The sequence below is a fragment of the Caballeronia sp. LZ028 genome (genome assembly GCF_031451415.1).
Taxonomy (GTDB): Bacteria; Pseudomonadota; Gammaproteobacteria; order Burkholderiales; family Burkholderiaceae; genus Caballeronia; species Caballeronia zhejiangensis.
This window is the reverse complement of sequence record NZ_JARUXN010000018.1, coordinates 16,533-42,161: the sequence shown is the minus strand read 5'-3', so window position 1 is coordinate 42,161 and position 25,629 is coordinate 16,533. Positions and strand designations below refer to the sequence as shown.

At 61.9% G+C, this 25,629-nt stretch carries 21 protein-coding genes and 3 pseudogenes; 10 read left to right on the top strand and 14 right to left on the bottom strand.

Features of this window, described 5'->3' with window-relative positions:
• Both QCE58_RS33145 and QCE58_RS33140 read left to right on the top strand, forming a co-directional pair.
• Positions 1-210 (top strand): helix-turn-helix domain-containing protein (locus tag QCE58_RS33145; RefSeq protein ID WP_309781143.1); only part of this gene is annotated, 210 nt, incomplete at its 5' end.
• A gap of 133 nt (positions 211-343) precedes the next feature.
• A complete protein-coding gene (locus QCE58_RS33140; protein WP_309781141.1) occupies positions 344-523 on the top strand; it encodes a hypothetical protein in 180 nt (59 codons plus the stop codon).
• A 1,599-nt stretch (positions 524-2,122) separates the two neighbouring features.
• Here QCE58_RS33140 and QCE58_RS33135 read toward each other — a convergent pair.
• Positions 2,123-3,100, bottom strand: coding sequence for an alpha/beta hydrolase-fold protein (locus QCE58_RS33135; protein ID WP_309781139.1), 978 nt, complete (start codon positions 3,098-3,100; stop codon positions 2,123-2,125).
• An 8-nt stretch (positions 3,101-3,108) separates the two neighbouring features.
• Entirely contained in the window at positions 3,109-5,538 is a 2,430-nt protein-coding gene (locus tag QCE58_RS33130; protein ID WP_309781138.1) for a TonB-dependent siderophore receptor, read from the bottom strand.
• Between the two features lie 161 nt (positions 5,539-5,699).
• On the opposite strand from QCE58_RS33130, the pseudogene QCE58_RS33125 reads away from it, so the two are divergent.
• Positions 5,700-5,909 (top strand): annotated as a pseudogene (locus QCE58_RS33125) (IS5/IS1182 family transposase); the annotation flags it as partial.
• Between the two features lie 10 nt (positions 5,910-5,919).
• Here QCE58_RS33125 and QCE58_RS33120 read toward each other — a convergent pair.
• The 6 genes from QCE58_RS33120 to QCE58_RS33095 form a co-directional block, all read right to left on the bottom strand.
• Entirely contained in the window at positions 5,920-6,882 is a 963-nt protein-coding gene (locus QCE58_RS33120) for a FecR domain-containing protein (RefSeq protein ID WP_309781137.1), read from the bottom strand.
• Positions 6,879-7,535 carry a sigma-70 family RNA polymerase sigma factor gene (locus QCE58_RS33115; RefSeq protein ID WP_309781136.1) on the bottom strand — a complete coding sequence of 219 codons (657 nt, stop codon included), beginning with the start codon at positions 7,533-7,535 and terminating at the stop codon, positions 6,879-6,881. The genes QCE58_RS33120 and QCE58_RS33115 overlap by 4 nt, the downstream gene beginning before the upstream one ends.
• A gap of 203 nt (positions 7,536-7,738) precedes the next feature.
• Complete coding sequence (locus tag QCE58_RS33110) at positions 7,739-8,494, bottom strand: NAD-dependent epimerase/dehydratase family protein (RefSeq protein WP_309781135.1); 756 nt, start codon at positions 8,492-8,494, stop codon at positions 7,739-7,741.
• On the bottom strand, positions 8,460-8,768 hold the full coding sequence (locus QCE58_RS33105) for an NAD-dependent epimerase/dehydratase family protein (RefSeq protein ID WP_309781133.1): 309 nt from the start codon (positions 8,766-8,768) through the stop codon (positions 8,460-8,462). The genes QCE58_RS33110 and QCE58_RS33105 overlap by 35 nt, the downstream gene beginning before the upstream one ends.
• Positions 8,765-9,118, bottom strand: a complete 354-nt coding sequence (locus tag QCE58_RS33100) for an AraC family transcriptional regulator (RefSeq protein WP_309781131.1) — start codon at positions 9,116-9,118, stop codon at positions 8,765-8,767. Before QCE58_RS33100 ends, QCE58_RS33105 begins: the two co-directional genes overlap by 4 nt.
• Before the next feature lie 31 nt (positions 9,119-9,149).
• Positions 9,150-9,773: an AraC family transcriptional regulator ligand-binding domain-containing protein gene (locus QCE58_RS33095; protein WP_309781129.1), complete on the bottom strand. Its 624-nt coding sequence runs from the start codon at positions 9,771-9,773 to the stop codon at positions 9,150-9,152.
• Positions 9,774-10,694: 921 nt separating this feature from the next.
• On the opposite strand from QCE58_RS33095, the gene murJ reads away from it, so the two are divergent.
• A complete protein-coding gene (gene murJ, locus QCE58_RS33090; protein WP_409014199.1) occupies positions 10,695-12,050 on the top strand; it encodes a murein biosynthesis integral membrane protein MurJ in 1,356 nt (451 codons plus the stop codon).
• Positions 12,051-12,712: 662 nt separating this feature from the next.
• On the opposite strand, the pseudogene QCE58_RS33085 reads toward murJ, so the two are convergent.
• Positions 12,713-14,231 (bottom strand): annotated as a pseudogene (locus QCE58_RS33085) (M81 family metallopeptidase).
• A gap of 46 nt (positions 14,232-14,277) precedes the next feature.
• Positions 14,278-15,537 (bottom strand): MFS transporter, encoded by a 1,260-nt coding sequence (locus QCE58_RS33080; RefSeq protein WP_309781146.1) that lies wholly within the window; start codon positions 15,535-15,537, stop codon positions 14,278-14,280.
• Positions 15,538-15,687: 150 nt separating this feature from the next.
• On the opposite strand from QCE58_RS33080, the gene QCE58_RS33075 reads away from it, so the two are divergent.
• A complete protein-coding gene (locus QCE58_RS33075; protein WP_309781125.1) occupies positions 15,688-16,605 on the top strand; it encodes a LysR family transcriptional regulator in 918 nt (305 codons plus the stop codon).
• A gap of 249 nt (positions 16,606-16,854) precedes the next feature.
• Here the strand turns inward: QCE58_RS33075 and QCE58_RS33070 are convergent.
• The 3 genes and pseudogenes from QCE58_RS33070 to QCE58_RS33060 form a co-directional block, all read right to left on the bottom strand.
• Positions 16,855-17,227: pseudogene (locus QCE58_RS33070) on the bottom strand (LysR family transcriptional regulator); the annotation flags it as partial.
• 101 nt (positions 17,228-17,328) lie between these two features.
• Positions 17,329-17,802 (bottom strand): MarR family transcriptional regulator, encoded by a 474-nt coding sequence (locus QCE58_RS33065; protein ID WP_309781124.1) that lies wholly within the window; start codon positions 17,800-17,802, stop codon positions 17,329-17,331.
• 2 nt (positions 17,803-17,804) lie between these two features.
• Positions 17,805-18,218, bottom strand: a complete 414-nt coding sequence (locus QCE58_RS33060) for an ester cyclase (protein WP_309781123.1) — start codon at positions 18,216-18,218, stop codon at positions 17,805-17,807.
• 217 nt (positions 18,219-18,435) lie between these two features.
• Here QCE58_RS33060 and QCE58_RS33055 point away from each other — a divergent pair, with 217 nt between their 5' ends.
• The 4 genes from QCE58_RS33055 to QCE58_RS33040 all read left to right on the top strand — a co-directional run bounded on the left by QCE58_RS33055 (position 18,436) and on the right by QCE58_RS33040 (position 22,813).
• Complete coding sequence (locus tag QCE58_RS33055) at positions 18,436-19,287, top strand: TauD/TfdA family dioxygenase (protein WP_250519184.1); 852 nt, start codon at positions 18,436-18,438, stop codon at positions 19,285-19,287.
• 54 nt (positions 19,288-19,341) lie between these two features.
• Positions 19,342-20,667, top strand: a complete 1,326-nt coding sequence (locus QCE58_RS33050; protein ID WP_250519183.1) for an MFS transporter — start codon at positions 19,342-19,344, stop codon at positions 20,665-20,667.
• A 68-nt stretch (positions 20,668-20,735) separates the two neighbouring features.
• On the top strand, positions 20,736-21,947 hold the full coding sequence (locus tag QCE58_RS33045) for a porin (RefSeq protein ID WP_309781121.1): 1,212 nt from the start codon (positions 20,736-20,738) through the stop codon (positions 21,945-21,947).
• Between the two features lie 11 nt (positions 21,948-21,958).
• Entirely contained in the window at positions 21,959-22,813 is an 855-nt protein-coding gene (locus QCE58_RS33040; protein ID WP_309781119.1) for a fumarylacetoacetate hydrolase family protein, read from the top strand.
• 3 nt (positions 22,814-22,816) lie between these two features.
• Here the strand turns inward: QCE58_RS33040 and QCE58_RS33035 are convergent, their stop codons facing one another.
• A complete protein-coding gene (locus QCE58_RS33035) occupies positions 22,817-23,719 on the bottom strand; it encodes a LysR family transcriptional regulator (RefSeq protein WP_309781116.1) in 903 nt (300 codons plus the stop codon).
• A gap of 110 nt (positions 23,720-23,829) precedes the next feature.
• On the opposite strand from QCE58_RS33035, the gene QCE58_RS33030 reads away from it, so the two are divergent.
• Positions 23,830-25,203 carry an MmgE/PrpD family protein gene (locus QCE58_RS33030; RefSeq protein ID WP_309781113.1) on the top strand — a complete coding sequence of 458 codons (1,374 nt, stop codon included), beginning with the start codon at positions 23,830-23,832 and terminating at the stop codon, positions 25,201-25,203.
• The last annotated feature ends 426 nt before the right edge of the window (positions 25,204-25,629 follow it).

Genomic DNA, 25,629 nt, shown 5'->3' with positions numbered 1-25,629 from the left:
AATCCGATGACGGTGATGTCGCGCCTGCGCCTCACGCGTCAGTTGAGCGAGCAGGGCTGCGCGCTGTCCGAGCGCTCGGTCGATGCGCTCGTGTGCCGTCTGCGGCAGGTCGTCGAGGACGATCCCGCAGAGCCGCGCCTCATTCAGACGATACGCGGGCGCGGCTACGCGTTCAGTCCCAGCGGCGCGGTCATGCCAGTTCATTCGTAATCGCCGAACACGGACGGCGCCGGACTCTTCGCGGGCAACGGCGTATAACCGGGCACGCTTGCCTTGAACTGCTCGGATATACCGCTGCGCCGCAATGCCGACCGACCAGCATTGCGCATCGTATTGAACACCGATGAGTCCCGCCGTCACGCGATGCGCGCATATCGAAGTCCATGCGGTCGACGCTCGACAGATGCTGGATGATCGGCTGATCGGCGGGCGCCACGAGATCGGCGCGCATGAAACGATATCCCAGGTTGAGCATGCGCGCCTTAAACTTTGCGCGAAGCCAGCCGTGGAGCGCGCCAGCTAATTACCGTCCTGTTTGAACTGCGCGGTTGCTCGATTGCCAGGCACGGGCCGAGATCGAGCGTCGCGACCGCGACCGATCCCAATTCGCCAATTAATGCGTGTCGCCCGGGTAAAGGGACACGCGCTGGGTGGGAACGACGCACGACTGGGCAACATCGCATCCCAGGTAGCCGCCATCGGCAGCGACCTCGTTCTTTCGATCGTGTCGGAAACCGGAAGACGCAGCGCCGCTTCCTTCGTCCTCGAACACGGAGACAGGAGACCGCACGTGTGTTAGTGGCGTCTGTTTTCGACCCGACGATCGAAGTCGTCTAACGAAAAAAAACGACTCACCAGAAGTACGATGGCGAGCCGCAAGAGGGATCGGCAGACAACTTTCGCGAAACCAGATTAGCACCGGTTCCACGCGTGAAATAGCATTTGGAGGACGCCTATTGCTTCACCGACGCGACGTTAAATCCCTCAACGCCTTATCCGCCGGGGTTCTCGCCGGTTTTTGATCGCTCCCTCGGCTCGAACGTCGATAAGAATTTTAGATAGCTCAGATGTAATTTTGCATAGCAGGCCTGAGGTGGGCGGCTTTGCCCGATCCCCGGATCCATCTGGTGCGACGGCATGGCGCACCCGCATAGCTGCTATGCATCGCATGCCGTAAGCATCGTCGCTCCCGCTTGCATACTTTCTTCGCCAGTAAGCGAAGCGTTTCAGAGGAATTAAAAGAGATTCAACGAGCGCTGCAACGCGCGATACGAAGGAGACGACAGATGCAACCGTCGTATCGGAGCGTGGTGCCCGTGCACCAACGCACTTTCTGGGCGTGCTTTCTCGGCCGGGTTCTGTGCAGTATGGACGCCCAAACACTACGCGGCGCGAGGTCTTTGTGCGCCATCGGCCACCGCTCAATGCTCCAGCCAACCTAGATATAGTCCGCAACGCAGTTCGCAATGCCGCAGAACGGCGCGATTTACAAGAGTGCGTGCGTGGCACCCATGTTTTCCGTCACACCATGGCTTGCCGGATGGTACAAGGCGGTGCTCCATTCAAGGAGATCGGCGACATGTCGCGCCACCGTGAACTCCAGCGACGACACCTTGCAGACGATCGAGCTCTCGCTCGACTTGCGGCCGCAACGAGAGTGCGCTCAATAGCCGGATCTCGAGCTGGACGAGCTCGCCCCTTCAGCAATGAATGGGCGTGAACGAGCCCTCGCTCAGCGACAGCGAGAGCCTCGGCGCTCGCAAACACGCGCAGTGATAGCTCTCCAACGTTTGCGGCAATAATCTCGCCGGCCTTACAACGTCTTTTGCCCAAGGGCTTCATCGCGCGGCATTGCGCAGCGTGAAGACACGTCGATGCAGAGATCTCCGCGTGGTCGGGTGCACCACCGTCACGCTCCGAGAGGCGTCGCGACTCATCGAACTATTCGGATGGGTAGGCAGGTCGCGCTGCGCGGCATTCGGAGCGCCTTCGGCCCAAGATGCCCCGCGGCGTGCATCCGTGGGGCGTGTTGGAAGCGGACTGCATCGTTGCTTTCGCGATGCAGGCGTTGGTAGTGCGTTTCCTTCATGTGCCGTTGAATCGGGCTACCGCATCCAAGTCGTCACTGGTCGGCCGCGCGAGCCTTCGCCGCCAGCACCACCGACTCGGCCAGTGCCGCCGGGAGATAGGACACGTGATTTGCACCTGGGTATAGCCCCACCGATACGTCATATGCAGAATTCTGCTCTAGCGTCGCTGCCAGTGCGTGCAGGTTATCAAGCATTGCTGCGCGCCGAACCCGCTCGATGCGCGCAGGCGTTGCATCGGGGCTCACGGTTTGCTCCTCGCCGCCGGCACGAAGAACGATCGTGAGCGACCCTTCACGTGTCCCGAGGGACGGTGTCCGAAGCAACTCACGGTCGTTCCACCATAACGACGGGCTGGCAGCCACGATGCGCGAGAAGCGCGACGCCGGTCTCGACAGCGCGTGATGAAGTACAAAAAAGCCGCCGAGCGAGTGTCCGAACAACGTACGACGTGTCCGCGATACAGGAACACGCGCTTCGATCGCGCGTAGCAAAGGGCCGTCGAGCAAATCATCAAAAGCACGGGCACCCCCAAACTGCAGCATTCGACCGTCCGCACCGCGTGGCACGCCCCATGTGTCTGAGGCGGCCGTGGTGAAGTCGCGAAAGCGTTGCCGCTCGTCGAAAATTGCCTCGTTCGGCGCGGCGATCGCGGCGATCACCACGGGGCCGATCAGCCGCGCCTGCAATCGAGCCGCGCTCACCGCGAGAGCGAAGGTCGCGTTGCCATCTAGAAGGACGAGAAGCGGCGGCGCGTCACGTCCGCCAGTTTCGTTCGGCGCTTCACCATCGGTCGACGTTTGTGCCGCGCTCGAATGTGCCGATGAGGGTTTGTACAGCCAGATTCGATAGCATGGCGCGTCAGCAGTGACACGCAGCGTGAATGACTCGACATCTGGCAGTAGCGCCAATGCCGGCGTCCGGGCCGTCGGCGTATCGTAAAGATCTTCCGCGTGCGCCTGCACCGTCAAGATGGCCAACGCGGAAAGCATGACGCAAAGTGTGCGTTTCACGTGGGTCCTCACCATTGAAAGCGCGCGGTGCCAAGCACTTCGCGGCGCGCGCCGTAGAAACATTGCGTCGCGCTTGCGCAGGCAGCCACATATTGACGGTCGAACAGATTCGACGCATTGAGCCCAAAGCGCCAGTTGCGCCATTCGTAATGCAGTGCCAAATCGAACAACGTGTAGGAACTCACGCTGAAAGAATCATCGCTCGCGCCATATGTGCTGCCGATGAAGCGAACGCCCGCGCCGGCGCCGAAGCCCTTGAGCGCGCCGCGATGCAGCGTGTAATCCGCCCATAGCGACGCGGCGTGCCGGGGCACCGCGACGGGCGTGTGTCCGAGGGAGGTATCGTTGGCGCTCGCAACCCACGCGCTGATGTAGCTGTACGCAGCAATCAGCGACAATTCGCGCGTCAGGTCCAGGTGCGCTTCTACCTCTGCACCCCGGCTGCGCACTGTGCCCGTTTGCACGCGATACGCCGAGTTGACCGGATCGGGGGTGGAGACGTTATGCTGTTCGAGATCGTACAGCGAGACGGACGTAAAGCTGGTGGTTCCGGGAATTTGATACTTGATGCCCACTTCATACTGCCGTCCCGTCGACGGATTGAGCGCGGCGCCGCTTGATGTGGTGCCGGACGTGATCGGCTGAAACGACTCGGAATAGCTCGCAAAGGGCGACAAACCGTTGTCGAAGGCATATGTGCCGCCGACCCGCCACGTGAAAGCCTGGTCGAATTGCTGAGAGGAAGTGTGTTTGACGTATTCATTCAGGCTCGTCGATGCGTAATCCTCCCGCCCGCCTAGCACGAACGACCACTGGCCCACTGCGATCTGGTCCTGTACGTATAGCCCAAGATCGTCCGTGCGCTGGCGGGTATAGCTTGCGAGCGTCGGCGATGCGATTGCGACGCCGTACACGGGCGCAGTGATATCGAGCGACGGGGCCTTGCCGGAAGAAAGCGCGCGGTCGGCCATGACCGTCTGATAGTCAATGCCCATCAGCACCGTATGCGCGAGGGGCCCGGTGCGGAAGTTGGCTTGCGCCTGGGTATCGGTGGACAGCGCATCGAAGTGTTCGTGCGACGCGCTCGTCAACCGGTTCAGATAGCGCATGCTGCCGTCTGTATAGCCGCTGGAATAGGCGGTGCGATTGTCGCTCCACATGTGCATGTAGCGCGTGTTCTGGCGAATCGTCCATACATCGTTGATGCGATGTCGAACCGACACACCCACCGACGCTTGTTCGCGTCGGAAATAATCGAAGTCAGGGTCGCCGTCGTTGAAGCCGGTGCCGAGCATGCCGTTCGGGTTATATGACACCGTGCCGTAGCGCGGCAGAAACCCGTAATAGCCGTTAGCCGGGTCGTATTGATAGGTCGCGAGCAGCGTAATGTCCGTATCCGCGCTCGGCTTGAGCGTCACCGTGGGTGCCAGGTAGATGCGCTGCTCCTTCGTGCCGGAGACCTGCGTGTCGGCGTCGCGCGCGAGGCCAACGAAGCGGTACAGCACGCGTTTGTCGGCATCGACTGCGCCGCCGAGATCGAACGCGCCCTCCCAGCGATCATGTGTGCCACCCTCGAGCATTACCTCGTTGACGTGATTGGCCTCAGGCTGCTTGCTTTCGAGCACGACCACCCCACCAGGATTCGCTTGTCCGTAAAGGATAGAGCTAGGTCCGCGTAGGACCTCGATCCTTTGCAATCCATACTGCTCAACTTGCGGCACGGCATAGGATAACCCGCGCCCCATGTTCAGCCCGTCCAGGAAACTGACGTAGACAGCATTGCCGCCGAAGCCACCGAACCCGCGCATTTGCACGCTGTCGTACCGGTCGCCGATACCGCGCGTCTCCGCCACCACGCCCGCCGAATAGCGCAACGCCTGCGCGACCGATTGCACGTTCTGTTCGTCCATCTGCGCGCGCTCGATGACAGAGACGCTCTGCGGCGTTTCCGCCAACGGCGTTCGCGTCTTTGTTGCTGCTATTGCGACGGTGGGATCCTCATCGACGATGCTACGGCCCACCACGCTCACGGCCGGAAGCATTGTGGGCGCCTGAGCGTCAGATGCCAGTTCAACGGGTGCGTCGGGTTGCAGGACATAACTCGCGTCTTGCCCCGGCACGGCGTGCATGCCAGTACCCTGAAGCACGGCGGCTAGCGCCGTATCGCGCTGTGCCCGCCCGGAAAAACCCACTGAGCGCTTGCCTGTGACCAACCCAGGCCGATACGCGAGCTGCACGCCGCTCGCCTCCGCGAAGGCGTTGAGCACATCGGTCAGTGCGCCGGCAGGGAGGTTGAAATCGACTCGCGTATCGTGGCCGGCACCAATGTGATCCGCTTGCGCGGGCAGGCTTTGAGCACGAATGGATGCCGTCGTAAAAAGCGCAGCGAGCGCTGCGCATAATGCGAGCCGACGTGACGGCGAGGTAGCGTGTAACACCGGTATTCCCCCGTTTGTTGACTGTTTAGGGGGATAGACGTTCGAGCCATGAAAAACCGGACGTCGTCCGCAAAATTTTTTTCCGGCGGAGCGCGCGTTGTTCTCGCCGATTGTTTAGCAAGCTGCTGAAATCCGCCCCGATGTACACGGACTGCGATTAGTCCAGCACCGATGCGGATGCACAGTCGTTCAAGAAGAGTCGCGGTACGCCGTCGGTGCTGTGCTATCAGGGACACGTTCTAATCGAGAACCGCTCGGGTCTGGTGGTAGGCGCTGTGGTGAGTCATGCCGATGGCTTTGCCGAACGAGCCAGCGGCTTGCGTTTGCTCGACCGCGTGCCGGGGCGTCACGCCAAGACATTGGGCGCTGACCTGTTAGGCATTAGTTGGCGTGCAGGACGACGACTCGTTGAACAACGGTGAAGGTGTGAAGGCCGAACGTCTCGGCGAGCGTGCCAACGGCCTCGCGGGGAGCGTTGAGATCGAAATTGCCGGAGACGCGCAAGCGCGCCGCGCGTCCGATCACAACAAGGCTGTGGCCGCGCCAATAGCGGTTCAGGGTTGCGACAACAACGTCGAGCGGTGTGTCGTCAAATATCAGCCGACCGCGTTGCCAAGCGGTCTCACGACCCGCGGTGACATCAAGCCGGACGGGAGGATGTGCGTCGTCCGTGTAGGCGACCGTGGTGTTCTCGCCGGCGATCGTGCCGCCCGATGCATTGACCACCCGCACACGCCCCGCCGTGACGGTAACGCGAACCTCTCGGCCGGGCGCATTGGCATCAACTTGAAACGATGTGCCGATATCCTGTGTCGAGCCGCCGCGCGCCACGACGGTGAAAGGCCGGGTATCACCATGACGCACGTCGAAGGCCGCGCGGCCTCGAAGCAGCACTACCTCCCGGCGGCTCGAGGTATATCGGACATCCACCGCGGAATCGGCATCGAGTTTGAGTGCACTACCGTCTGCAAGCGCGACCCTGCGCAGTTCGCCCGTGCCGGTCGCGAAGTCAGCGCGCGAATACAGATGAAGCCCGCCCGCGACGAGCGCCATGCAGAAGGCAAACGCGCTGACGGTCAGCCAGGGCGCGCATCGCGCCACGGGCTCGCGAGCAGCCATCTGCTCGCGAGCCCGTAAACCATCCGCACTGCGCCAACGTTGCATCGCGCGCTCGAACGCCAGACGATGATCGGGGGAGCGGGCGCGCCATTTGTCGAGCCGCACGTCGTCGATGCCCGCGCGCCCCGTGTCAACGCGAATAACCCAGACGGCGGCTTGCGCATCGAGCCGGCGACGACGTGCGAGTTGCTTTGCCGACGACAAGTCCCGGATGTCGTCGGTCATGAAACGTCGTCCTCGTGCAGATCAATCGCCGCTGCCCGCCCGGCGCTCTCGAATTCGACCAGCGAAACCAATGCGCGCCTCAAATGTTTCTCAACCATGTTCTTGCTGATCCCGAGCCGCTCCGCGATGGCCTCATGGGAGAGCCCTTCTACCTTGCGCAAGAGGAAGGTCTCGCGGCAGCGCGCGGGTAACGCACTGATCGCGTGATCCAGCGCGGCGGCCGTCTGCGACGCTTCAAGCAATTGACATGGACCGACAGAGTCGACGATGTGCTCGTCCACCCGGTCGTCATCGTTGTGGCCGGAAAGTGCGCCGACCACATGCCGCCCCGCAGTCCTCGCGTGGCGGACGCGATCGATCAACAGGTTGTCGATCATGCGTGCGAAGAACGCCTGGGGCTGACGCACCGTTTCCGACGTCTGCAGTTGCGCGACCTTGACAAAAACGTCGTGAACAAGGTCCGATGCCATTTCCGCGGACCGCACTCGCCGCCTCGCGAATGCCAGCAATGCACGGTAGTGCATCGAGAAGGCGTGGACGAGACTTTGAGCTGGTTGCACGAGAATATCGAGAAGTGAAATGCGAATTATTATCATTTGCGATGGTTTATGCAAGCGTCGGCCGTGCGCGCGCGTAGATGCATCGCCGAACATACGCCCTCCGATGCGGCGCCGAGCTGGTCATGACGTGCCGGCGGAATACCGGCTCTGGCCTTCAGTCGCGCGCGCATCGCGCCTTTCGCGAGAGGTCCGTCATGAGGCGAACCGTGCGTCATTCCGGTCGGGGCGTGTGCCGATGCATTCCGTCCTGCGCCGGCCTTTTTGGGATCCCGAGCAAACCTTGGAAGTCCGGTTGTTCAGATTTCAAGCAAACGGTTTTCAACGATACACTTCGCCGCAGCGACGATAGCCTCGCTTGGCGAGCGCGGTGTCCAGCCCAGTACTCGTCGCGCCTTTTCGTTCGAAGTCTTTTTCGCATAACCGAGCTCAGGCAGGAACGCGCGAAGCTCGGGCTTGACTAGCGAAAGCACTCGCACAACCACATCAGGGAGAGTGCGCGTGGGAACGCGCTGGCTGGTGGGACCGAGATTCGCTTTGATGATGGCGCCGATCTCCCGCAGTGCAAGCGCCGGCCCATTCGAAAGTAAAAAGCGCTCCCCGGCTGCACTCGCATTTTCCATCGCGAGTATGTGCGCTTTCGCGACGTCACGAACATCGACAATAGGGATAAACAAATTGGGGAACGCCGGCAAGGCACCAGCGAGCATTCTCTGAATGATATGATTGGCGCCAGAGACGCTACTACCGATTACGGGCCCCATGACGGCCACGGGAAGCATCGTGATGAGCTCCAGCGGACCGCCGTTCGTCGCGATAAATTCCCATGCTGCCCGCTCAGCGAGCGTTTTGCTTTTACCATACGTATCGACTCCCGGACCGTCGAGCCTCGTCCAGTCTTGCTCGGTGAAGGTTCGATTATTGTGGCCGTGTCCCCATCCCACCGCGTGAAATGCGGAGGTGAGGACAACGCGTTGCACACCAGCGGCGCAAGCCGCACGCAACACCCGTAATGTGCCTTCACGCGCGGGAACAATCGTTTTCACGCTGGACATGCCCGGGCTGGACTGGCGAAGCGACATGAAACACGACATTGATGCCGGATGCAGCGTCGGCCCAGCCGTCATCGGACAGCAGATCGGCGGGAACAAAGCTCAAATTGGTGCCGCGAATCATGCCAGCTTCTGCAAGGACACCACGGACGGCGGATTCTTTCGCGAAGGACCGAATTGTGCTGCGGACCTCATACCCTTGCTCAAGAAGCTGAAGAATGCAGTGTCCGGCGATGAAACCCGATCCACCCGTGACAAGAACGCGTTGGAGATTCATAGGCCTATGTCCTTCGTTGCAGACAGCGACTGCTCGGTATGGCGGTCACGCCAGCGCTGCGGAGTGGTGCGCTCCCACGAGCGGAACGCGCGCGCAAACGAATTTGGTTCGGCAAACCCGAGCAGCAGAGCAATGGCGATCGCATCAAGATCAGTGTTGGCCAGTAAGCGGCGTGCTATGGTGTGTCTGACCGACGCGAGCTGACGCTGATAGTTCGTCCCATATGCGCCGAGCTGACGTTGTAGTGTCCGGCTGCTGAGACCAAGCCTGCGTGCGACATCGCTGATGCTCGGCTGACGCCCCTCACTTAACTGGCGCGCAATGGCCACGCGCAGTTCACTGACGGCCATCGAAGGCCCCTCACCGCTCGCGAACCGCGCCTCAAAACTCTTCAGTACGTGCCCGAATGCGCCGCTGTCGGCGGTGACAAATGGTGTCGAGCGCGGCCCGCTCGAAAACCATAGCGTTCTTTTGTGCGCTGAAGACAATCTGGCATCCGAAGTGTCGGTTCAGCAGCGCTTCGTCCGCAGGCAAACGAGCCAGTTCTAAACGAATGGGTGACACCCGTCCTGCGGTCCCCCGGCGCGCCATCGCGCATAGAGACGCCATAGTTGTGTCTACCAGTAGGCGTGGCACGTCGCCGGTTGTCAGGAGCCAGCGATATCGCACGCTGACCTCGTCGTCCTCGACTTCTATCTCAACAAGTTCTGGACACGTGCGCCGCTTGTATCGGGCCAGCGCCGAGAGTGCATGTCGAAGGTCTGGGGCGTGGAGCGCCACGATGGCGGCAACGGCATAACCACGCGCGACGCCCTCTGCACCAAAGCGCAGCCCTGCCGACCGGTCGCTCAACGCGTCATCAGCGGCGCTCCACAGCCGGAAGAAATCGCTCGTCGCCCAGGCGTCGGATACCGCGACACCCGCGCGCGCGCATAGCTCCTCCAAGGAGAGATCGAGTAACGCGAGCGTGCGCGGGGAAATGGAAAAAGTTTCAGGGCTAGCCATCAACGTAAGATAGCCTCTTCCGGCGTTTCAGAAAAATCCGATCGCGCCAAACCAACCTTTCGCCCGATTTCTCTACGGCTATGCGTTTGCCCCGCCGTCCACGGTAACTATGGAGCCCGTGAACAAGCTGGCCGCGGGGCTGGCCAGAAACGCAACGGGGCCATCACCTCGTCTGGCTTACCGTGTCGCCCGAGTGCCGGGCTGAACGCAAGCCACCGAGCGCTTCGCTGGCCGACATCATGTGGCTCTGCGCAATAGCATTGGCGCGAACCACCGCGTCAAACGCTTGAAATATGCGTGAACGTGAGCCCCCCTGTCGAACCGAACCGCCCGTGATCGCGCCGGGCCGACGAGTGCGCCATGGCGGCGACGCTCGCTAAACGTCTAAAGCCCGAAGGACGCCCCGCCACAGTGGTTCGTTGTTACGAACGTTTGACGAGGCAGCGCTATCAGGACGGCTGTTGGAACTCGGCTACGTCGAGCGCTTCACGCAATGGCGTGGCCGCGCGCCGCAGGCTTTTTGTGGTGTCGCAATCGAGACCGCGCGAGAATGACTGCGTAAGCGCGAATAAGCAACGATTATCTACCTAGCCAAAGCGCCGGTGGTTTGCCACGTTTTTGCTATGCGGTTTATCGAACATTGGCGCATCGATTATTGTCAATTGAAAGACTTTAAAAGGCAAACGGCTGTCATATCAAATCACGTAAAGCGATCGGTAAGAAAGCGTTACAAGTAGCAAATCCGTTCTGTGTTAAAACGGTCGAGGCGGTTGCGTGGCGCCTGCACAAGCGGCTTCTCGGCGCGCAAAGCATGTTTATTGGCTCCCACCAATTTTCTATGTTCGCTTTTCCTGAATCGGCGCCTGACGCTTTGGCGTCGATTATTCCGTGGTTAAGAGTTTGAGTGTCGGAGGTATCCCAATGCTGGCCCCAGCGGCAAAACTGGTCAGGCGACGATTAAACGGCGTTCATCAGGACCACAAAAGAATCGCGCGAAGCGCGGTCGTTCTCCTTGCTTTTGTTTTAGCCGGAAAATGCATAGGTGCATCGAAGGAAATGGCGATCGCCTATCGCTATGGAATCAGCGGTGTCGTCGACGCTTATCAGCTTGCGCTGACGCTCGTCACCTGGCTGCCGACGATGATCACGAATCAATTGAGCGTCCTATTGGTACCCGCGCTCGTTGCGCTGCGCAAGGACAAGTCGGAGCAGGATGGGTTTCTCGGCGAACTGGAAGGCATGGGGCTCGCCATCGGCATCGGGTCTTGTCTGCTACTGTTCGCATCTTGGCCGTATATGGCGGAGCTCGTCGCCAAGAATCTCGCCGAATCCACGCGCGAAACGGTACGCCACATGATCCTTGGCATGATGCCGGCGGGCGTGCTCACTTTCACGATCTGTATTTCGGCGTCGCGGCTTCAGTCGTTGGGCCGGCATATCAACACCTTGCTCGAGTGCGTGCCGGCCATCGGACTTCTAGTCTTCGTCCTGGCCGCACCGGATGACGAATCGATCATGCCACTTCTTCTCGGCATTTCGATCGGCTTCGTCGTTCAAGGCGTCTGGCTACGCATGCTCGCGCGTCGCGCCGATTCGCTTCGCGCCGTGCCGCGCCTCACCACGCGCGCGCAACAATGGCCCGGCACCATCCGCTCAATGGGCACCCTGATGATTGGCTCGGTCGCCGCAGGCTTGTGGTTGCCGGTCGATCAATACTTCATGGCTCAACAAGGCGACGGCGCCATTGCCACGCTCGGCTACGCGAATCGCTTGCTTTCGCTTTTGCTCAGCATGGGCGCGCTCGCCATCAGCCGCGCGACACTGCCGATTCTTTCCGAAATTCTGCTGCAAGGCGACAACGGCCGCGCGCGGAGCACCGCGCTCAAGTGGTCGGGCATCATGTCAACGGCCGGGTTCCTCGGTGCGTGCATTGCTTATGCGCTTGCCCCTTATCTTATCAAGCTGCTGTTTGAGAAAGGCGCGTTCACGCCGCAGGACACCGTCGCCGTGACGGAACTGTTTCGCTACGGACTCGTGCAGGTGCCGTTCTACTTCGGCATGTGCGTGCTGGTACAACTGTTCGCGAGCGAAACGCGCTATCGCACCATCTCGCTCATTTCCCTGTTGGGCTTCGCGGTGAAGATCCTTGGCAATGTCGTGTTGGCCAAGCTTTACGGCGCACAAGGCGTCCTGCTCGCAACGGGCGTCGGCGCGGCGAGCGTGCTCGCGTGCTATGTCTTCAGCACCCGCTACACGCTGCCCGCTCGCGACAACTGATCAGGACGTTTCTTCGTGCCGCTCCGGCCCGCGCGTCGGCGCACCCGGTTGTGCGAACTTTACTGCGCGGTCGGGGGCGCGGATTCGTAAATCGCACGAATCGATCGAGATTGCCGAATTGCCGTGCCTCGACGCGACAACCGCTCTTGCGTATGCGATGCCACGACTCGATCGTCCAACGTCGGTCGTACCATTCCGGGCGCTCCAGTGCTTCGCTTCGCGAGTATTCGTGGTACTTGAATGACGTCCAACGGATGCTTCACCGTAAAGTTCCCAGGTGCGACCTTCGTTTCCGGAAGCTCTGCGCGCCGCAGCGCGTCCTGCTCGTGATGTTCCGACCATCGCCGGGCGACAGTTGGCCGGCTTGGTGGCGTCAACCCTGCCGCGACGCATCGACGTCGAACCTCAAACAACAGATCGGTAGCTGAGTGGGCGCGATGGTGCTGTGCCGGTAGCCAGGACTGCACGACTTCATCAATCACACTGTTCCTATGCGATCCAGCGGTGAGCGCACTCGGGAAATCTTAGACCTCGCTCCAAGCCCAATTACGCGGCGTTAGGGCAGATCGGCCATTAGTGGCATCTCTGGAGACCACTAGCACGAAAAAGGAACATCAACAACAACTGTCATCGCCGCGCCTGCCGATTTGAGACGTTTTTGCTCACATGAATGCGCTGCCGACCTCGAACGCCTCGCCACCCGGACGGGTTCGCATCCCTTGCGCAAGGCGTGTCCAAGGCAAGTCAGCCGGGTCGGCCACCATTGGCCCCTGGTGCCTTCGCCACAAGAACGGCCTGTGCGATCGGCTCGAAATCAGCCCGGAAATGCACCGAGCTTTTGTTGACCAGAATTTTCATGTCCTCGGGGTGGATGCCTGCGACGCGATAAAGATTTCGATCCAGCATCTGCGCCTTGCCCGAACTCACCGCGATCAATACGCCATCAAAACGCAGACACGCCACCGGGCCGAGTTCGGCCTGCATCCCGTTCATCATCGGGCCGTCGTAGCGGCAACGTCCGTCAGATAGCGATACAACCTCGAATACGCCTGTGAACGGCGCATCGCCCGGCACGTTGGATTGCCCGCCCAGCGACAGCTCCAGGCGCGCGCCGACTCCTGCACGGTGCGCCGCCGCGGCCGCAGCGGGATCGTAGATCAGGCCGAAGGCCGCGCCGTTCGCGCCGTTGCGTACTAGCGCACGCAGCATCTCCATCGTATTGGCATCGCCACCCGCGCCAGGATTGTCCTGCGTATCCGCGATGACGACCGGGCGGCTTGCACCTTCGGACAGGCGCATCGCTTCGCGGACGGCTTCGTCGGGCGACAGGAACGGCACGCACCAGGCGGGCTCTTCAGCGAGCATGCGGCGGTACAGCGAGTCGACGGCCGCGTCTACCGCCTCGGCCGAATGTGCGTAAGCCCAGATCACTGGACCGCATTCGGCGAAATCCGCGGCCGGAAAACCCGGCGCGAACGACGCGGACACCACCGCGCCCGCCTCCGCCGCGCTCACGGCTTCGTACATGCCGCGCGACGGCTCGAGCAAGGTGCACATGCCGTTGATCGGAATCAGGAATGGCAACCGCCGCGACGCGCCATGCAGCGTCTCGCCCGCCAGGAGCCGTTCGAGCAGTGCGGCCGCGCGCGCACCGGTGTCCGCCATATCGACGTGCGGATACGTGCGGTATGCGACCAGCGCATCCGCGTTACGCAACATGCGCTCCGTGACGTTTGCATGCAGATCGAGCGAAGCGACGATCGGCACATCGCGCCCGACGGTTTCGCGTACGCGCGCGAGGACCTCGCCTTCGCCGTCGTCGACATGCTCGGCGACCATCGCGCCGTGCAGATCAAGGTAGACCGCGTCGAAGTCGCGCGCACTCGCGGCCTCGACGATTTCGCCCACGATCCGCTCGAAGGCGTCGCGGGTGACGTGCGCCGATGGACTCGCGCCCGCCCAGATGACTGGCACAAGCGTGTGCCCCGACGCTTGCGCCGCGCGGATGAATCCGCCTGCGGGAATGTTGACCTCCCGCAGCGCGAGCACGTCATCGCCGCGAGACATCAGCGGAAAACCTTCGCCGCGCTCAAAATTTTCATAGGTGGCTTTCGACGGCGCGAACGTGTTCGTTTCGTGCTGGAAGCCGGCGATGAGAATGTTGCGATCGGAATTCGGCAAGATGGAAACCTCTCGTTTAGTGGTCTGTTCGATGAACGGGCGAAGGTCAAGCCGTCCGCACGGGACGCATGATGACCAGCACGAGCGCGCCAATGGCGAGCAGCGCGACCATCACGTACAAGCCGGCGTGCAGGCTGCCGGTCGCGCTTTGCGCCCAGCCGATGATCGTCGGGCTGAGAAAGCCGCCGATCAGCCCGATGGTGTTAATCAGCGCGATTCCACCCGAGGCGGCGTCGCCCTTCAAATGCTCGGAAGGCATCGCCCAGAACACCGTGTAGGCGGACCACATCATCGCGGTCGCGATGGTCATGCAACTCAGCGATATCGCTAGGTCGCCGCCGAAGAAGGTTGCGAGCGCAAGCGCCAGCGAGCCGACGAGCGCCGGAATCGCGCTGTGATAGCGCCGCTCGCCGCGCCGGTCGGAACTGCGCCCGATGACAATCATCGTGATTGCGGCGGCGGCATAGGGAATCGCGGAATACAGGCCGATCTGCATCGTGTCCTTGACGCCCGCCGCCTTGATGATGGAGGGGAGCCAGAAGCTCACGGCATAGATGCCGCAGATGAAGCAGAAGTACGGCACGGCCATCAGATAGACACGGGGATCGCGCGCCACCTGCGCGAACGAATGATGACCGCCGGATGTATCGAGTTCGGACGCGAGCAGACGTTTTTCATCGTCAGAAAGCCAGCGTGCGTCGGCAGGACGGTCCGCGAGCACGAACAGCGCGAGCATACCGAACAGCACACACGGAAGTCCTTCGATGAGGAACATCCACTGCCAGCCGTCGAGACCATGCGCGCCGGAGAAAGACGTCATGATCCAGGTCGAGAGCGGCCCGCCGAAGACGCCGCCGATCGGCCCGGCGAGCATCACGATCGCCATCACTTGGGCCATGCGCGCGCGGCCGTACCAGTACGTCAGATAGAAAATCATGCCCGGCGCAAATCCAGCCTCGAACACGCCCAGCAGGAAGCGCATTCCATAGAAGGTCGTTTCGCTGCGCACGAACAGCATCGCCGCCGACGTCACACCCCAGAGAATCATGATGCGGCTGATGGTCTTTCGCGCACCGACCTTCGGCAGCAAGAGATTGCTCGGAACTTTGAACAGTACATAGCCGAGAAAGAAGATACCCGCGCCGAGGCCATAAACGGCGTCGGAGAAACCTAGGTCGCTCTGCATCTGCAGTTTGGCGAATCCGATATTGACGCGGTCGAGGTACGCGAACGTGTAGCAAACCAGCAGGAACGGAAGGAGCCGCCAGTCGAGCTTGCGATACAGCGCCGCGTGCATTTCGGTCATGTGCGTCGAGGGAATGGCGGACAAGGGCGTTCTCCGATGAACATTTCGGTCGTAAGGTCTATTCATCTTCGTCAACCAATATGCGACGAGCAAGAGCAACCGAAGTCGGCTATCGTTGCCTCTTGGGCAACGCTCGAAAGTGGTCGTGAGATGCGCGAACTGAATCAACGAAGGCTGCGGTATTTCCACGAAGTGCTCACGCAAGGCTCCATCCGCGCGGCGGCGGACAGTCTCAACACGGCGGCATCCGTCATCACACGGCAAATTCGCTTGCTCGAGGAAGAAGTCGGCGCGCCACTGTTCGAACGACAGGCGCGCGGCGTGAAGCCGACCGAGGCGGCGGCGCATCTGCTCGAATACTGGCGCGGCTGTCAGGCACAGCAGGAACAACTCGAAGACCGGCTACGTGCTTTGCACGGCCTGCAGCGCGGGCACATCCGGCTTGCGATCAGCGAGGGTTATATCGACGGCCTGATGGAAGAAGTGCTGCGCGACTTCCACATGCAGTATCCAAAGCTCGATGTCGCGGTCGATATCCTGCCCGTCAACGATGTTCTGGAAGAAGTCGCCCAGAGCCGCGCGCACATCGGCCTTGCGTACAATCCGCCGGCCCATCCCGATATCGTGTATCGGGCGACGTCATCGCAGCCGGTGGTATTGCTGGTCAATGCGGCGCATCCGCTTGCAAAACGCGGCGGCGCCGTGACCATCGGCGAGATGTTGCGGTATCCGCTCGCATTAATGCCGCCGGCCTTCGGCCTCGGACAAGTCATCGAAATGCTCGCCTACACGGAAAATGTCGAGGTCAGACCAACGCTCGTCACCAACTCGTTGCAGGTACTGCGCCAGTTCGTGACCCGCGGCGAAGGCGCGACGTTGATCGGCGTGTTTTCCGTGTACCGGGAGATCGATGCGGGCGAGTTGGTCGCGTTACCCATCCTTCACCCGCTATTCGAGGCAGCGAAAGCACGCATTCTCGTGAAGGCGCGACGGCCGCTTTCCGGCGCGGCGGAAGAACTGCTGAGTTGGGTTCTGCGTCGGATGAGCGTATTCGCGGCGAGTGCCTAGGGCGCGCTCAACGAGGCCTACATGCGCGATGTCGCAGACGCATCGGCCGATAACTGAACGAGCGGCGAGCAATACGCCGGAAACTGGCCAACAGCGGACGCGGGGACATTTCGGCTGTTGCGAATGCTCGCCGGCCTGTCGCTCCGCGACGACTGCGTACTGGCCGCCGCCGTCAGAATGCAGAAGATCAACCTCGGAACCCAAGAGGGTGAACGAAACTTCACCGCCTCCCTGATGCCACTCGAGTCACCTGGCAAAAGTAACGGCCGCGCCGACGCGCACCCGCCCTGACAGCCCCATCCGACGATTCGCGCACCGAGTGCTGCGCGCGATCTGCCTCTTCGATGGCGAGGCACGTGTTCTTAGAACCGCTGACCAGCGTCCGTTGGCACCAGCCCCCGGGTCGAGCGAATTAACAGCCGGGCATTGAGGTGAGCGACGAAGGTTTCCATCGCAGCCAGACGAGACATGGCGTGTGTATCCCGGGAAAGGGCTCTTCCAGTTCCGCGATCGATTTCGAGCCGGCCGGCTGTCCGATCTTAAGCCGCCGCGCTGGAGCCCAGAACGAGCCCGCCTCTACCACACCGGAACGGGAGGCGCGGCGAGTTGAAGTGGGACACATGTTGTCGGCGACAAACGTTCGATTGAGTCGTCCGGTCCGCTACTAAACGGCCGCATGCAACGCGTCCTCGACTCACCGCGCTTCGGGGCAAGATGTGCGGATTAACCAGCGTCCGCCGCGCCTGCGATCTTGACAAGTACGCCAATGGCCTCGGCGAGCTTCCTACGCTCGCTTTCGCTGGTTCTGGCAAGCAGCACCTCGGTCAGCCACTCGGTTCGCGCCTTTCTATCCTTACACAGTTGTGCTTTGCCCGACTGCGTGAGATGCACGAGATAAGCGCGTCCGTCTTTGGCATCCTGCATCAGGTCGAGCAGGCCGGCATCGACGAGCTTCATTACGATGAGACGCATCGTCTGATGCGTGACGCCCCTGCTTTGTGCGAGCGCCGATATGCTCACTGGTCCGACGCGCTCCATCTGAGCAAGCGTTTCGTTCTGCGCATTCGAGCGTGTGCCGCTGTGCTCCCGCACGGAGCGCACGAAACGCCCCACGACATCGCGAATGGACTCCGCGAGAACCATGACCTCGTCCTTGGACACATACGCATGCGGTCGTGCAAGTTGGTCGATAGCCATGTTCACTTGCTGCTCAGTTGAGCGATGACGGCGGAAAGCGTGTTGATGCCCCAGTGTTCGACGTACTGCCCGCCTCGTACGCGCACGATATCGATGACGTCGATCGACAGCGATTGACCTGTCGGCTCAACGCCCAGCAACGGCCCGATGTGTTTGCCGCGCAGCGTCTTGCGCGTCGTGACCTTGTCGCCGTCCAGAAGCTGGTCATGAATCACGACGTGCAGCCCCGAGAGCGCGGGGCGCAGTACGCCGTCAAAGGTCTTCCACATGTTCTCGCCGCCGCGAAGCGATGCATCGGGCGCCGTCCAGTTCACGAAGTCCGGCGCCATCAGCGCTTCGAACGACGAGCGGTTGCCGTCTTCGATGACTTCGCGATTGAAGCGCAGCACGACGTTCTTCGGGTTATTGGTTTGCATGGCAAAAAGGAGTGGAATGGCTGAACTGATATTATACAGCATGGCTGTATATATGGCATTCCGATGCGCGAAGCAAGGAGTCCCTGCATGTGTTCCGACGTGCAGCAGGAAATCATAGGAAACTCCGATGGAGGCGCATCGAAATTTCCCACTTGTTCGGCTGGGCCGGCCTTCCTACACTCGCCCTGACCATAACTACCGACAACGGAGACAACGCATGCTCATCGAACCTATCGGTCCTGCGGCACGGCAGTTCGGCGCGGTGATAAGCGGCCTGCACGCAGACGAGATCGCCTCTGACGCCACCCTCGATCTGTTGAACAGTACGCTCACGCAATATGCCGTCGTGGGCATCCGCGACCTGCCGCTAGACGACGAAGCGCAGCTTGCGCTTGCAGACCGGTTCGGTCCGGTTCATCAGTCGATCCTCGATGCATCACGGCGGCGTCTCGCCGACCGGAGACTGAACGACGTCGGCAACATCGACGTGCAGGGCAACCTCAAGGACGCCTCTGCGCGCGGCTACGGCGACTCGAATCTGCTGTGGCACGCGGATCTGTCGTTTCTCGCGCGTTCCGCCCGCATCACGCTGTTGTCCGCGCGCGCCCTGCCGCCCGAACCGCCGCCCACGGAGTACGCCGATATGCGCGCCGCATGGGACGCCCTTCCCGCCGCGCGTCAGGCCGAGCTCGCGTCGCTAGACGTCGTGCACAGCGTGTTCGTGCAGCGCGCCAAATGCGGCTTCACGGAATTCACCAGCGAGGAGCGCCACCTCGCGCCGCCCGTGCGCCATCCGCTCGTGCGCCGCCATCCCGTGAGCGGTCGGCGTGCCCTTTATCTCTCGTCGAGCGCGTCGCATATCGCTGGCTGGCCCGAGGACGAAGGCCGCACGTTGATCGACGAACTGACCGCGCACGCGACACAGCCCCAATTCATGCTGCGCTACGAATGGCGAGCGAACGACCTTCTGATGTGGGACAACAGCGTCACCATGCATCGCGCGACACCGTTCGAATCGACCGAGCACCGGCGCGAGTTGCGCTGGACCGCGGTCGTCGAAGCGGCCTGACCGAACCCACTTGTACAGAATGCACCGCAGTGCATCGCAAGGAGACACATTTCAATGAGCACAGTTTCCCCTTCGGTCCCGGCCGATCTCTCGATGGTCGAACGCAGTGCCTATCGCAAGATCGATCTGCGCATCGCGGCAGTGCTGTTCGGCTGCTTCGTGCTGTCCTTCATCGATCGCGTCAACATCAGCTTCGCGCACTTGCAGATGCGCGAGGACATCGGACTGACTGACGGACAGTATGGTTTCGCGGTCGGGCTACTGTTCTTCAGCTACGTGCTCTTCGAAGTGCCCAGCAATCTGTTAATGGTGCGCATCGGCGCGCGCAAAACGCTTTCACGCATAATGATTTTATGGGGGATCGTCTCCACGCTGACCTTCGCCGTACAGACGCCCGCGCAGTTGTATGTGGCGCGTCTCGCGCTCGGCGCGGCTGAAGCGGGATTCTTTCCCGGCGCGCTGCTGTTCTTCACGCACTGGTATCCGGCCAAACGGCGCGCGCGCGTGATCGGCATCTTCGCGCTGGCGGTGCCCGTCTCCGGCTTCGTCGGCGGACCGCTGTCCGGCTGGATCCTGCACGCGATGAACGACGTCGGCGGCATGCACGCGTGGCGCTGGCTGTTCTTCATCGAAGGCCTGCCCTCCATCGTCGTGGGCGCCCTGCTCTACTTCTTCCTGACGGAGCGGCCTGCCGACGCGCGCTGGCTCACGAACGCCGAGCGGTCGCTGATCACCGGCGCGCTGGCCGCAGAACAGATGGCCAAGGGCCGCGAAGCCGCGTCGCATCACTTCGGGGCGGCGCTGAAAACACCCCGCATTTACATTGCGGCGCTCGTCTACACGGCAGTGCCCTGGGTCGCCAACGTCATCACGTACTGGAGCCCTGCCATCATCAAACAATCCGGCGCGGGTAACGCCTTCGACGTCGGGCTCTTCTCAATGATTCCGTATGCCATCGGCGGCGTCTGCATGTTGCTGATCTGCCGCAGTTCGGACCTGCGACTCGAACGACGGTGGCATTGGGCGGCAAGTGGCACGCTCGCGTCTGCGTCGCTCGTCGCGCTGACCTTCGTCATGCACGACCTGACCATGACGATCGTCGCCATCACCTTCATGACGATCGGCTTTCTCGGCATCGCCGCCCTGTTCTTCACGATACCCCTCGCTTACCTGTCGGGCACGGCGGCGGCGGGCGGTCTCGCGTTGATCAGCGCGCTCGGGCAACTGTTCGGCTCGTTTGCGCCGATGGTGATCGGCCATGTCAAGCAAAGCACTGGCAGCGTCGCGGGCGGCCTGTATGTCGTCGCGGCGGTCGTCATGTGCGCCGTCCTGATCGTGCTATTGCTGATTCCCGCCCGATCGCTGCACGAGCGGACTTGACCGCTCGCTGTTCCCGCATCGTCGTCGCTTGATCGCGACCATCGCCCACAACAAAGACTGGAAACATCATGATCAAAGTGCAGCGCCTGTGCGCGCTTGCGCTCGGGGCAACCTGCGCGCAACTTTCACACGCGCAATCGAGTGTCACGCTATACGGGCTTATCGATACAGGGATAACCTGGTCCAGCAATCAGCATGGCAGCAGCAATCTGGAGATGTCATCGGGCAAGCTCTCAGGCACGCGCTGGGGCATGCGCGTGACCGAAAACTTCGGCGGCGGATGGCGTGCGCTCGGCGTGCTGGAGAACGGCTTCAACTCGGCAAACGGCGCGGCCTTGCAGAACGGGCGGATGTTCGGCCGCCAGGCGTACATCGGCGTATCGGGCGTTAGCTACGGCACGCTGCTGTTCGGTCGCCAGTACACGCCGCTCGCACTGTACGGCGGCTTTCTGACCGCCGCGTTGCGCTGGGGAACATCATTGATGGTGCATCCGCTCGATCTCGATCTGCTCGGCGGCACGACGCGCTTCAATAATGCGGTCGACTACGAAAGCCCGAATTACGGCGGCGTCACTTACAAGCTGCAATACGCCTTCAGCAACCAGGCGCAAGGCGCGGCCGGCACAGGCTTCACGAACAATCGCGAATGGGGCGGCGCGATACGTTACGTGGGACACGGGCTCACGCTGTCCGCCGGCTACACGCAGATCGACCGGCCCGATGCCGCTTCCAATGCGAACGGCGCCGTGGTGGGTGATTATCAGTCGGCGCTGCCGTTGTGGGTGAGGCAGGTGGACATCACCCTGTCGGGCGCGGCATCGTCGACTGCCGCGCTCGTCGTCGGCAGTCAGAAGACAGGCATGATCGCCACGCTGTATTCGCTCGACCGATGGAGCGTCGGCGCGGTGGTCTCACGCACGCTACTCAACGACAACAGCGTCACGCGCGCGAGCACCGCGAGTCTGAACGGCAAGGGCAGCTTGTCGCTCAATGTCGCCGAGTTCAATCTGACCTATCAGGGATCCCCCGCCAACTACACCGGCGTGATGGTGACGTACTCGGGCGCACAGTTCCGCAGCGGGGCCACGGATACATCGCCTCACTGGTGGCAAGTCGGCATCGCCAACGACTACTTCCTCTCGAAACGCACGGACGTGTATGTCGCCGCCGCGTACGAAACCGGCTCGTCACGTGATGCAATCGCGCAGATCACGCTCAACGCCCCCTCTTCGAGCCGCACGGAAGCCGGCGTGAGCGTTGGCCTGCGTCACCGTTTCTGAGGGCGTCGACGATGAAACTGCTCTCCTACAGCCATGCCGGCCATGCGGCATGGGGCGCATGGATCCCGGCCGACGCGCAAGGCTACGACATCGTCGATGGAACGCGCGCGACCGATGGGCATTACGCCACGCTCGATGCGGTTATCGATGCCTGCGCGCTCGACACCGTGGCCACGGCCCTCGCGGACTCACGGCCTTCGGTGCGTGCGAGCGAGATCGAGTGGCGGCTTCCGTTACGGCCGCGCAAGCTGCTGGCAGTGGGCGGAAATTACCGCGAGCATGCGCAGGAGATCGGCATGACCGCGCCCGCTGCGCCGGTCTTTTTCAGCCGTTTCGCCGATTCGCTCGTTGCGCCGCATGCCGCAATCGTGCGCCCTCGCGTATCGATGCAGCTCGACTTTGAAGGGGAACTCGCCGTGGTCATCGGCAACCCGGGGCGTCATATCGCCGAAGCCGATGCCGCGCGGCACATCGCCGGCTACACGTGCTTCAACGACGGCAGCGTGCGCGACTTCCAGAAGCAGTCAATCGAGGCGGGCAAAAACTTCCATGCGAGCGGATCGCTGGGTCCCTGGATTGTGACGGCCGACGATGTGGACGATCCGACGCGCTGCGAACTGCGCACACGCGTCAACGGCGAGTTGATGCAGCAGGCGAGCACGGGCGAGCTGATTCATTCCGTGAGCGCGTTGATCGCCTATGCATCGACCTTCACGCCGCTCGCGCCCGGCGACGTCATTGCGACCGGCACGCCGGCGGGTATCGGCGCGCGGCGCACGCCGCCCCGCTGGCTGCGTCCCGGCGATGTAGTCGAGATCGATATCTCGGGCATCGGCGTGCTGCGCAATCGTGTGACGGACGAATAGCCGTCAGCGCGTGCGTTGCGCGCGGCGATGCTCGTCGTGCTCGACGATCCGCTCCACCACGCGCCTGATCATCGACTGGCGTTCGTCGGTTCGATAGACGAGCGTGAGATCGTAGGCCTCCGGCGGCAGGTGCGGGGAAAGATCAATCACGCGCCCTGAGTCGAGCAGCGGCCTCGCAAGCGCCATCGCGACGAGGCCGATGCCGCCGCTTTGCTCGATCATCTGCAGCATGCCGATCATGTTGCTGCACGTATTCACGCTGCGCAGCGCGGCCCCCCGTTGCTTCAGCGTGTCCAGTGCCCGGGGAAAGAAGTCGGACGGGCGCGACACGAACCATAGCGGCCGGGTATCGAGCCGCGACACGATATCGCCGGGAACATCGTCTGCCGACGCCCCCATGAGCCAGCGCAGTTCTTCCGGCCCGAGCGGCACCGTCGCGAGCACAGGGTGTTCGATACGTCCTGCCACCACCGCGAGGTCGAGCTTGCCCGACTCCAGCTTGTGCAGCATGTTCATGCTGAGATCGGTGTCGATGTCGTACTGCACGAGCGGCATGTCGCGGCGCAACTGCGCGAGCACCGCGCCGAACCACGTCATGGTGACGATACCGATGCCGAGACGCACCGTGCCTCGCGCCGATGAGGTGTCCGCGTGCGTCGATACGGCTTCTTCGAGTTGCGCCACGATCGGCTCGACCCGCTCGATAAACTGACGTCCTTCTTCCGTGAGTTCCATCGTGCGCCCGCGCTTGCGAAAGAACCGGATGCCCAGCGACTGCTCCAGTTCGCGCACGCGTCCCGTGACCGTGGGCTGCGACGCATTGAGGCGCTCGGCGGCGGCGGAGAAGGTGCCGACGCGTGCGATACAGCAGACGGTCTCGAGATTGGTCAGGTTCAGGCGGCTCATAGGCGCGGTGCGATGCACGAAACGATCGGAAAGACCGATCGGACGGTATCGGAACTTCCGGCTTATTTGAATAGGCGCAAGTACGTATGCTGACCAGACAGGAGACAATCATGACGGCAACTTACGTCGAAAGACTTGGCGCATTCATCGCCAGCCGCAAGGCGGACTCAATGACGGAAACCGTCAGGCAAAAGTTGCAGTCCTGCCTGCTGTTTAACCTGAGCGTCGCCTTCGGCGCTCCGCATGCCGATGCGGTACGCCTCGCTCTGGAAGCGCTGCACGCGGCATCGGGTAACGCTGCTTGCTGGCGCACGGGCGCATCCCTCACGCCCGCCGATGCGGCGTTCCGCAATGCCGCGTTGATCAGCGCACGCGGCCAGAACGACACGCACGCCGCCATAAACGGCCATATCGGATGCGTTGCCATACCGGCGGTGTTCGCGCTTGCGCAGGCAACCGGCGCGACCGCCGCAGACGTTCGTGCCGCGCTTCTCTGCGCCTACGATGTCGCACCGCTGATCGCGCACGACGCCGCGATGAAAAGCGGCGAGCGCGGCTTTCGTGGGACGTCTCTCTATGGCGTGTTCGCCGCTGCCGCGGGCGCGGCGCGAGTGCTCCGGCTTGATGCGCGGCAATGCGCGGTGGCCTTGTCTCTTGCCAGCCAGTTCTGCGGCGGCACAATGCAATGCTGGGCGGAAGGAACACCGGAATGGCTGATGCAGGTCGGACTGGCGAGCCGGGCGGGCGTCGTGGCCGCGCTGCTCGCACAGGACGGCATGACGGCGACGAGTCTCGCGCTCGAAGGGCCGAACGGGTTCTATCGGGCTTTTTCCGGCGCGATTCCCGACTGGCACTGGGATGGCGAACCCACGAACGAAATCCTCAACGTCACCTTCAAGCCTTTCCCGGGATGCACGATCAATCAGTTGCCCGTGAAGACCATGCTCGACTGCAAAGCACGCGAAGCATTCAACGCCGCCGAGGTCGAACACATGTCGCTCGCGTTGCACCCGGCCTACGCGCGCTATCCAGGCATCGACCGGTATGGCCCGTTCGATAGCGCGGCAAGCGCCATCATGAGCGCGCCATACATGCTTCAATGCGCACTCGTCAACGGCACGCTGACGCTGTCGGATTTCACGCCCGGTCGCGGTGCTTCATCCTTGCACGCTTCGAGCCGCCGGATCACCGTAGTCTCAGACGGGTCAATCGCGCCTTTCCATTGCCGAATCCAGATCCGTATGCGCGACGGTCGAACGATCACGGCTCTGTCGGAGCCGCATTCCGTCTTAAGCTATTCTTTCGGTGAGACGGTGTCGTTGACCGAAGCGATCTCTGAGGAATGGCGGATACGGGACAGGAGTTTCGCGCATGCACGCCTGACAAACCAAATTGTGAGCTTGTGCAGTGACACGGCAAGCGAGCAACCGTTCACTGATCTATTCGACGCCGCCGAGTTCCGTCCGCTGGACGAAGACCCTTGAGGCAATTGATCGGTCAACGCGACGGCCAAACATATAACGACGGTCCACGCTCCACATCCGGTGGCGCAACATGGCGCCTCATCCCGTAAGGCTCTTGGGATGGCGTGCTGCTGGAGAGTCGCTCTTGCTCGTTCCTGAGTTGCGGCATGCTCAGGCGACGCGAGAGCGATGCGATACGCAAGCAGCGAGCTTGGCCGCCGTCGGCCCTGCCGAATGTGCGCATCCCATAACTAGCTGCGGGGTTCGAGCTCGCGCTCAAGACTTGCACAATCCCGCACTGGCCCACCGCACCAAGAGGTGCAAGCGCTCCTTCGCGGAAGGAGCAACGCATCAATAGAGACAGATCTCGGCGGAATAGCGCTCATCAAAAGCGCGTATTCAGATAACTACCATTATCTTTTGGCTGTGTTTTTAGGACTAAAGTCG

Excerpts from the sequence above, each read along its gene's own strand:
- QCE58_RS33030 (WP_309781113.1), top strand. The coding sequence starts at position 23,830 with ATGACGGCAACTTACGTCGAAAGACTTGGCGCATTCATCGCCAGCCGC.
- QCE58_RS33110 (WP_309781135.1), bottom strand. The coding sequence starts at position 8,494 with ATGTCCAGCGTGAAAACGATTGTTCCCGCGCGTGAAGGCACATTACGG.
- QCE58_RS33120 (WP_309781137.1), bottom strand. The coding sequence starts at position 6,882 with ATGACCGACGACATCCGGGACTTGTCGTCGGCAAAGCAACTCGCACGT.
- QCE58_RS33115 (WP_309781136.1), bottom strand. The coding sequence starts at position 7,535 with ATGTTCGGCGATGCATCTACGCGCGCGCACGGCCGACGCTTGCATAAA.
- QCE58_RS33105 (WP_309781133.1), bottom strand. The coding sequence starts at position 8,768 with ATGAATCTCCAACGCGTTCTTGTCACGGGTGGATCGGGTTTCATCGCC.
- QCE58_RS33140 (WP_309781141.1), top strand. The coding sequence starts at position 344 with ATGAGTCCCGCCGTCACGCGATGCGCGCATATCGAAGTCCATGCGGTC.
- murJ (WP_409014199.1), top strand. The coding sequence starts at position 10,695 with ATGCTGGCCCCAGCGGCAAAACTGGTCAGGCGACGATTAAACGGCGTT.
- QCE58_RS33050 (WP_250519183.1), top strand. The coding sequence starts at position 19,342 with ATGAGCACAGTTTCCCCTTCGGTCCCGGCCGATCTCTCGATGGTCGAA.
- QCE58_RS33040 (WP_309781119.1), top strand. The coding sequence starts at position 21,959 with ATGAAACTGCTCTCCTACAGCCATGCCGGCCATGCGGCATGGGGCGCA.
- QCE58_RS33045 (WP_309781121.1), top strand. The coding sequence starts at position 20,736 with ATGATCAAAGTGCAGCGCCTGTGCGCGCTTGCGCTCGGGGCAACCTGC.
- QCE58_RS33055 (WP_250519184.1), top strand. The coding sequence starts at position 18,436 with ATGCTCATCGAACCTATCGGTCCTGCGGCACGGCAGTTCGGCGCGGTG.
- QCE58_RS33065 (WP_309781124.1), bottom strand. The coding sequence starts at position 17,802 with ATGGCTATCGACCAACTTGCACGACCGCATGCGTATGTGTCCAAGGAC.
- QCE58_RS33035 (WP_309781116.1), bottom strand. The coding sequence starts at position 23,719 with ATGAGCCGCCTGAACCTGACCAATCTCGAGACCGTCTGCTGTATCGCA.
- QCE58_RS33080 (WP_309781146.1), bottom strand. The coding sequence starts at position 15,537 with ATGACCGAAATGCACGCGGCGCTGTATCGCAAGCTCGACTGGCGGCTC.
- QCE58_RS33095 (WP_309781129.1), bottom strand. The coding sequence starts at position 9,773 with ATGGCTAGCCCTGAAACTTTTTCCATTTCCCCGCGCACGCTCGCGTTA.
- QCE58_RS33060 (WP_309781123.1), bottom strand. The coding sequence starts at position 18,218 with ATGCAAACCAATAACCCGAAGAACGTCGTGCTGCGCTTCAATCGCGAA.
- QCE58_RS33075 (WP_309781125.1), top strand. The coding sequence starts at position 15,688 with ATGCGCGAACTGAATCAACGAAGGCTGCGGTATTTCCACGAAGTGCTC.
- QCE58_RS33100 (WP_309781131.1), bottom strand. The coding sequence starts at position 9,118 with ATGGCCGTCAGTGAACTGCGCGTGGCCATTGCGCGCCAGTTAAGTGAG.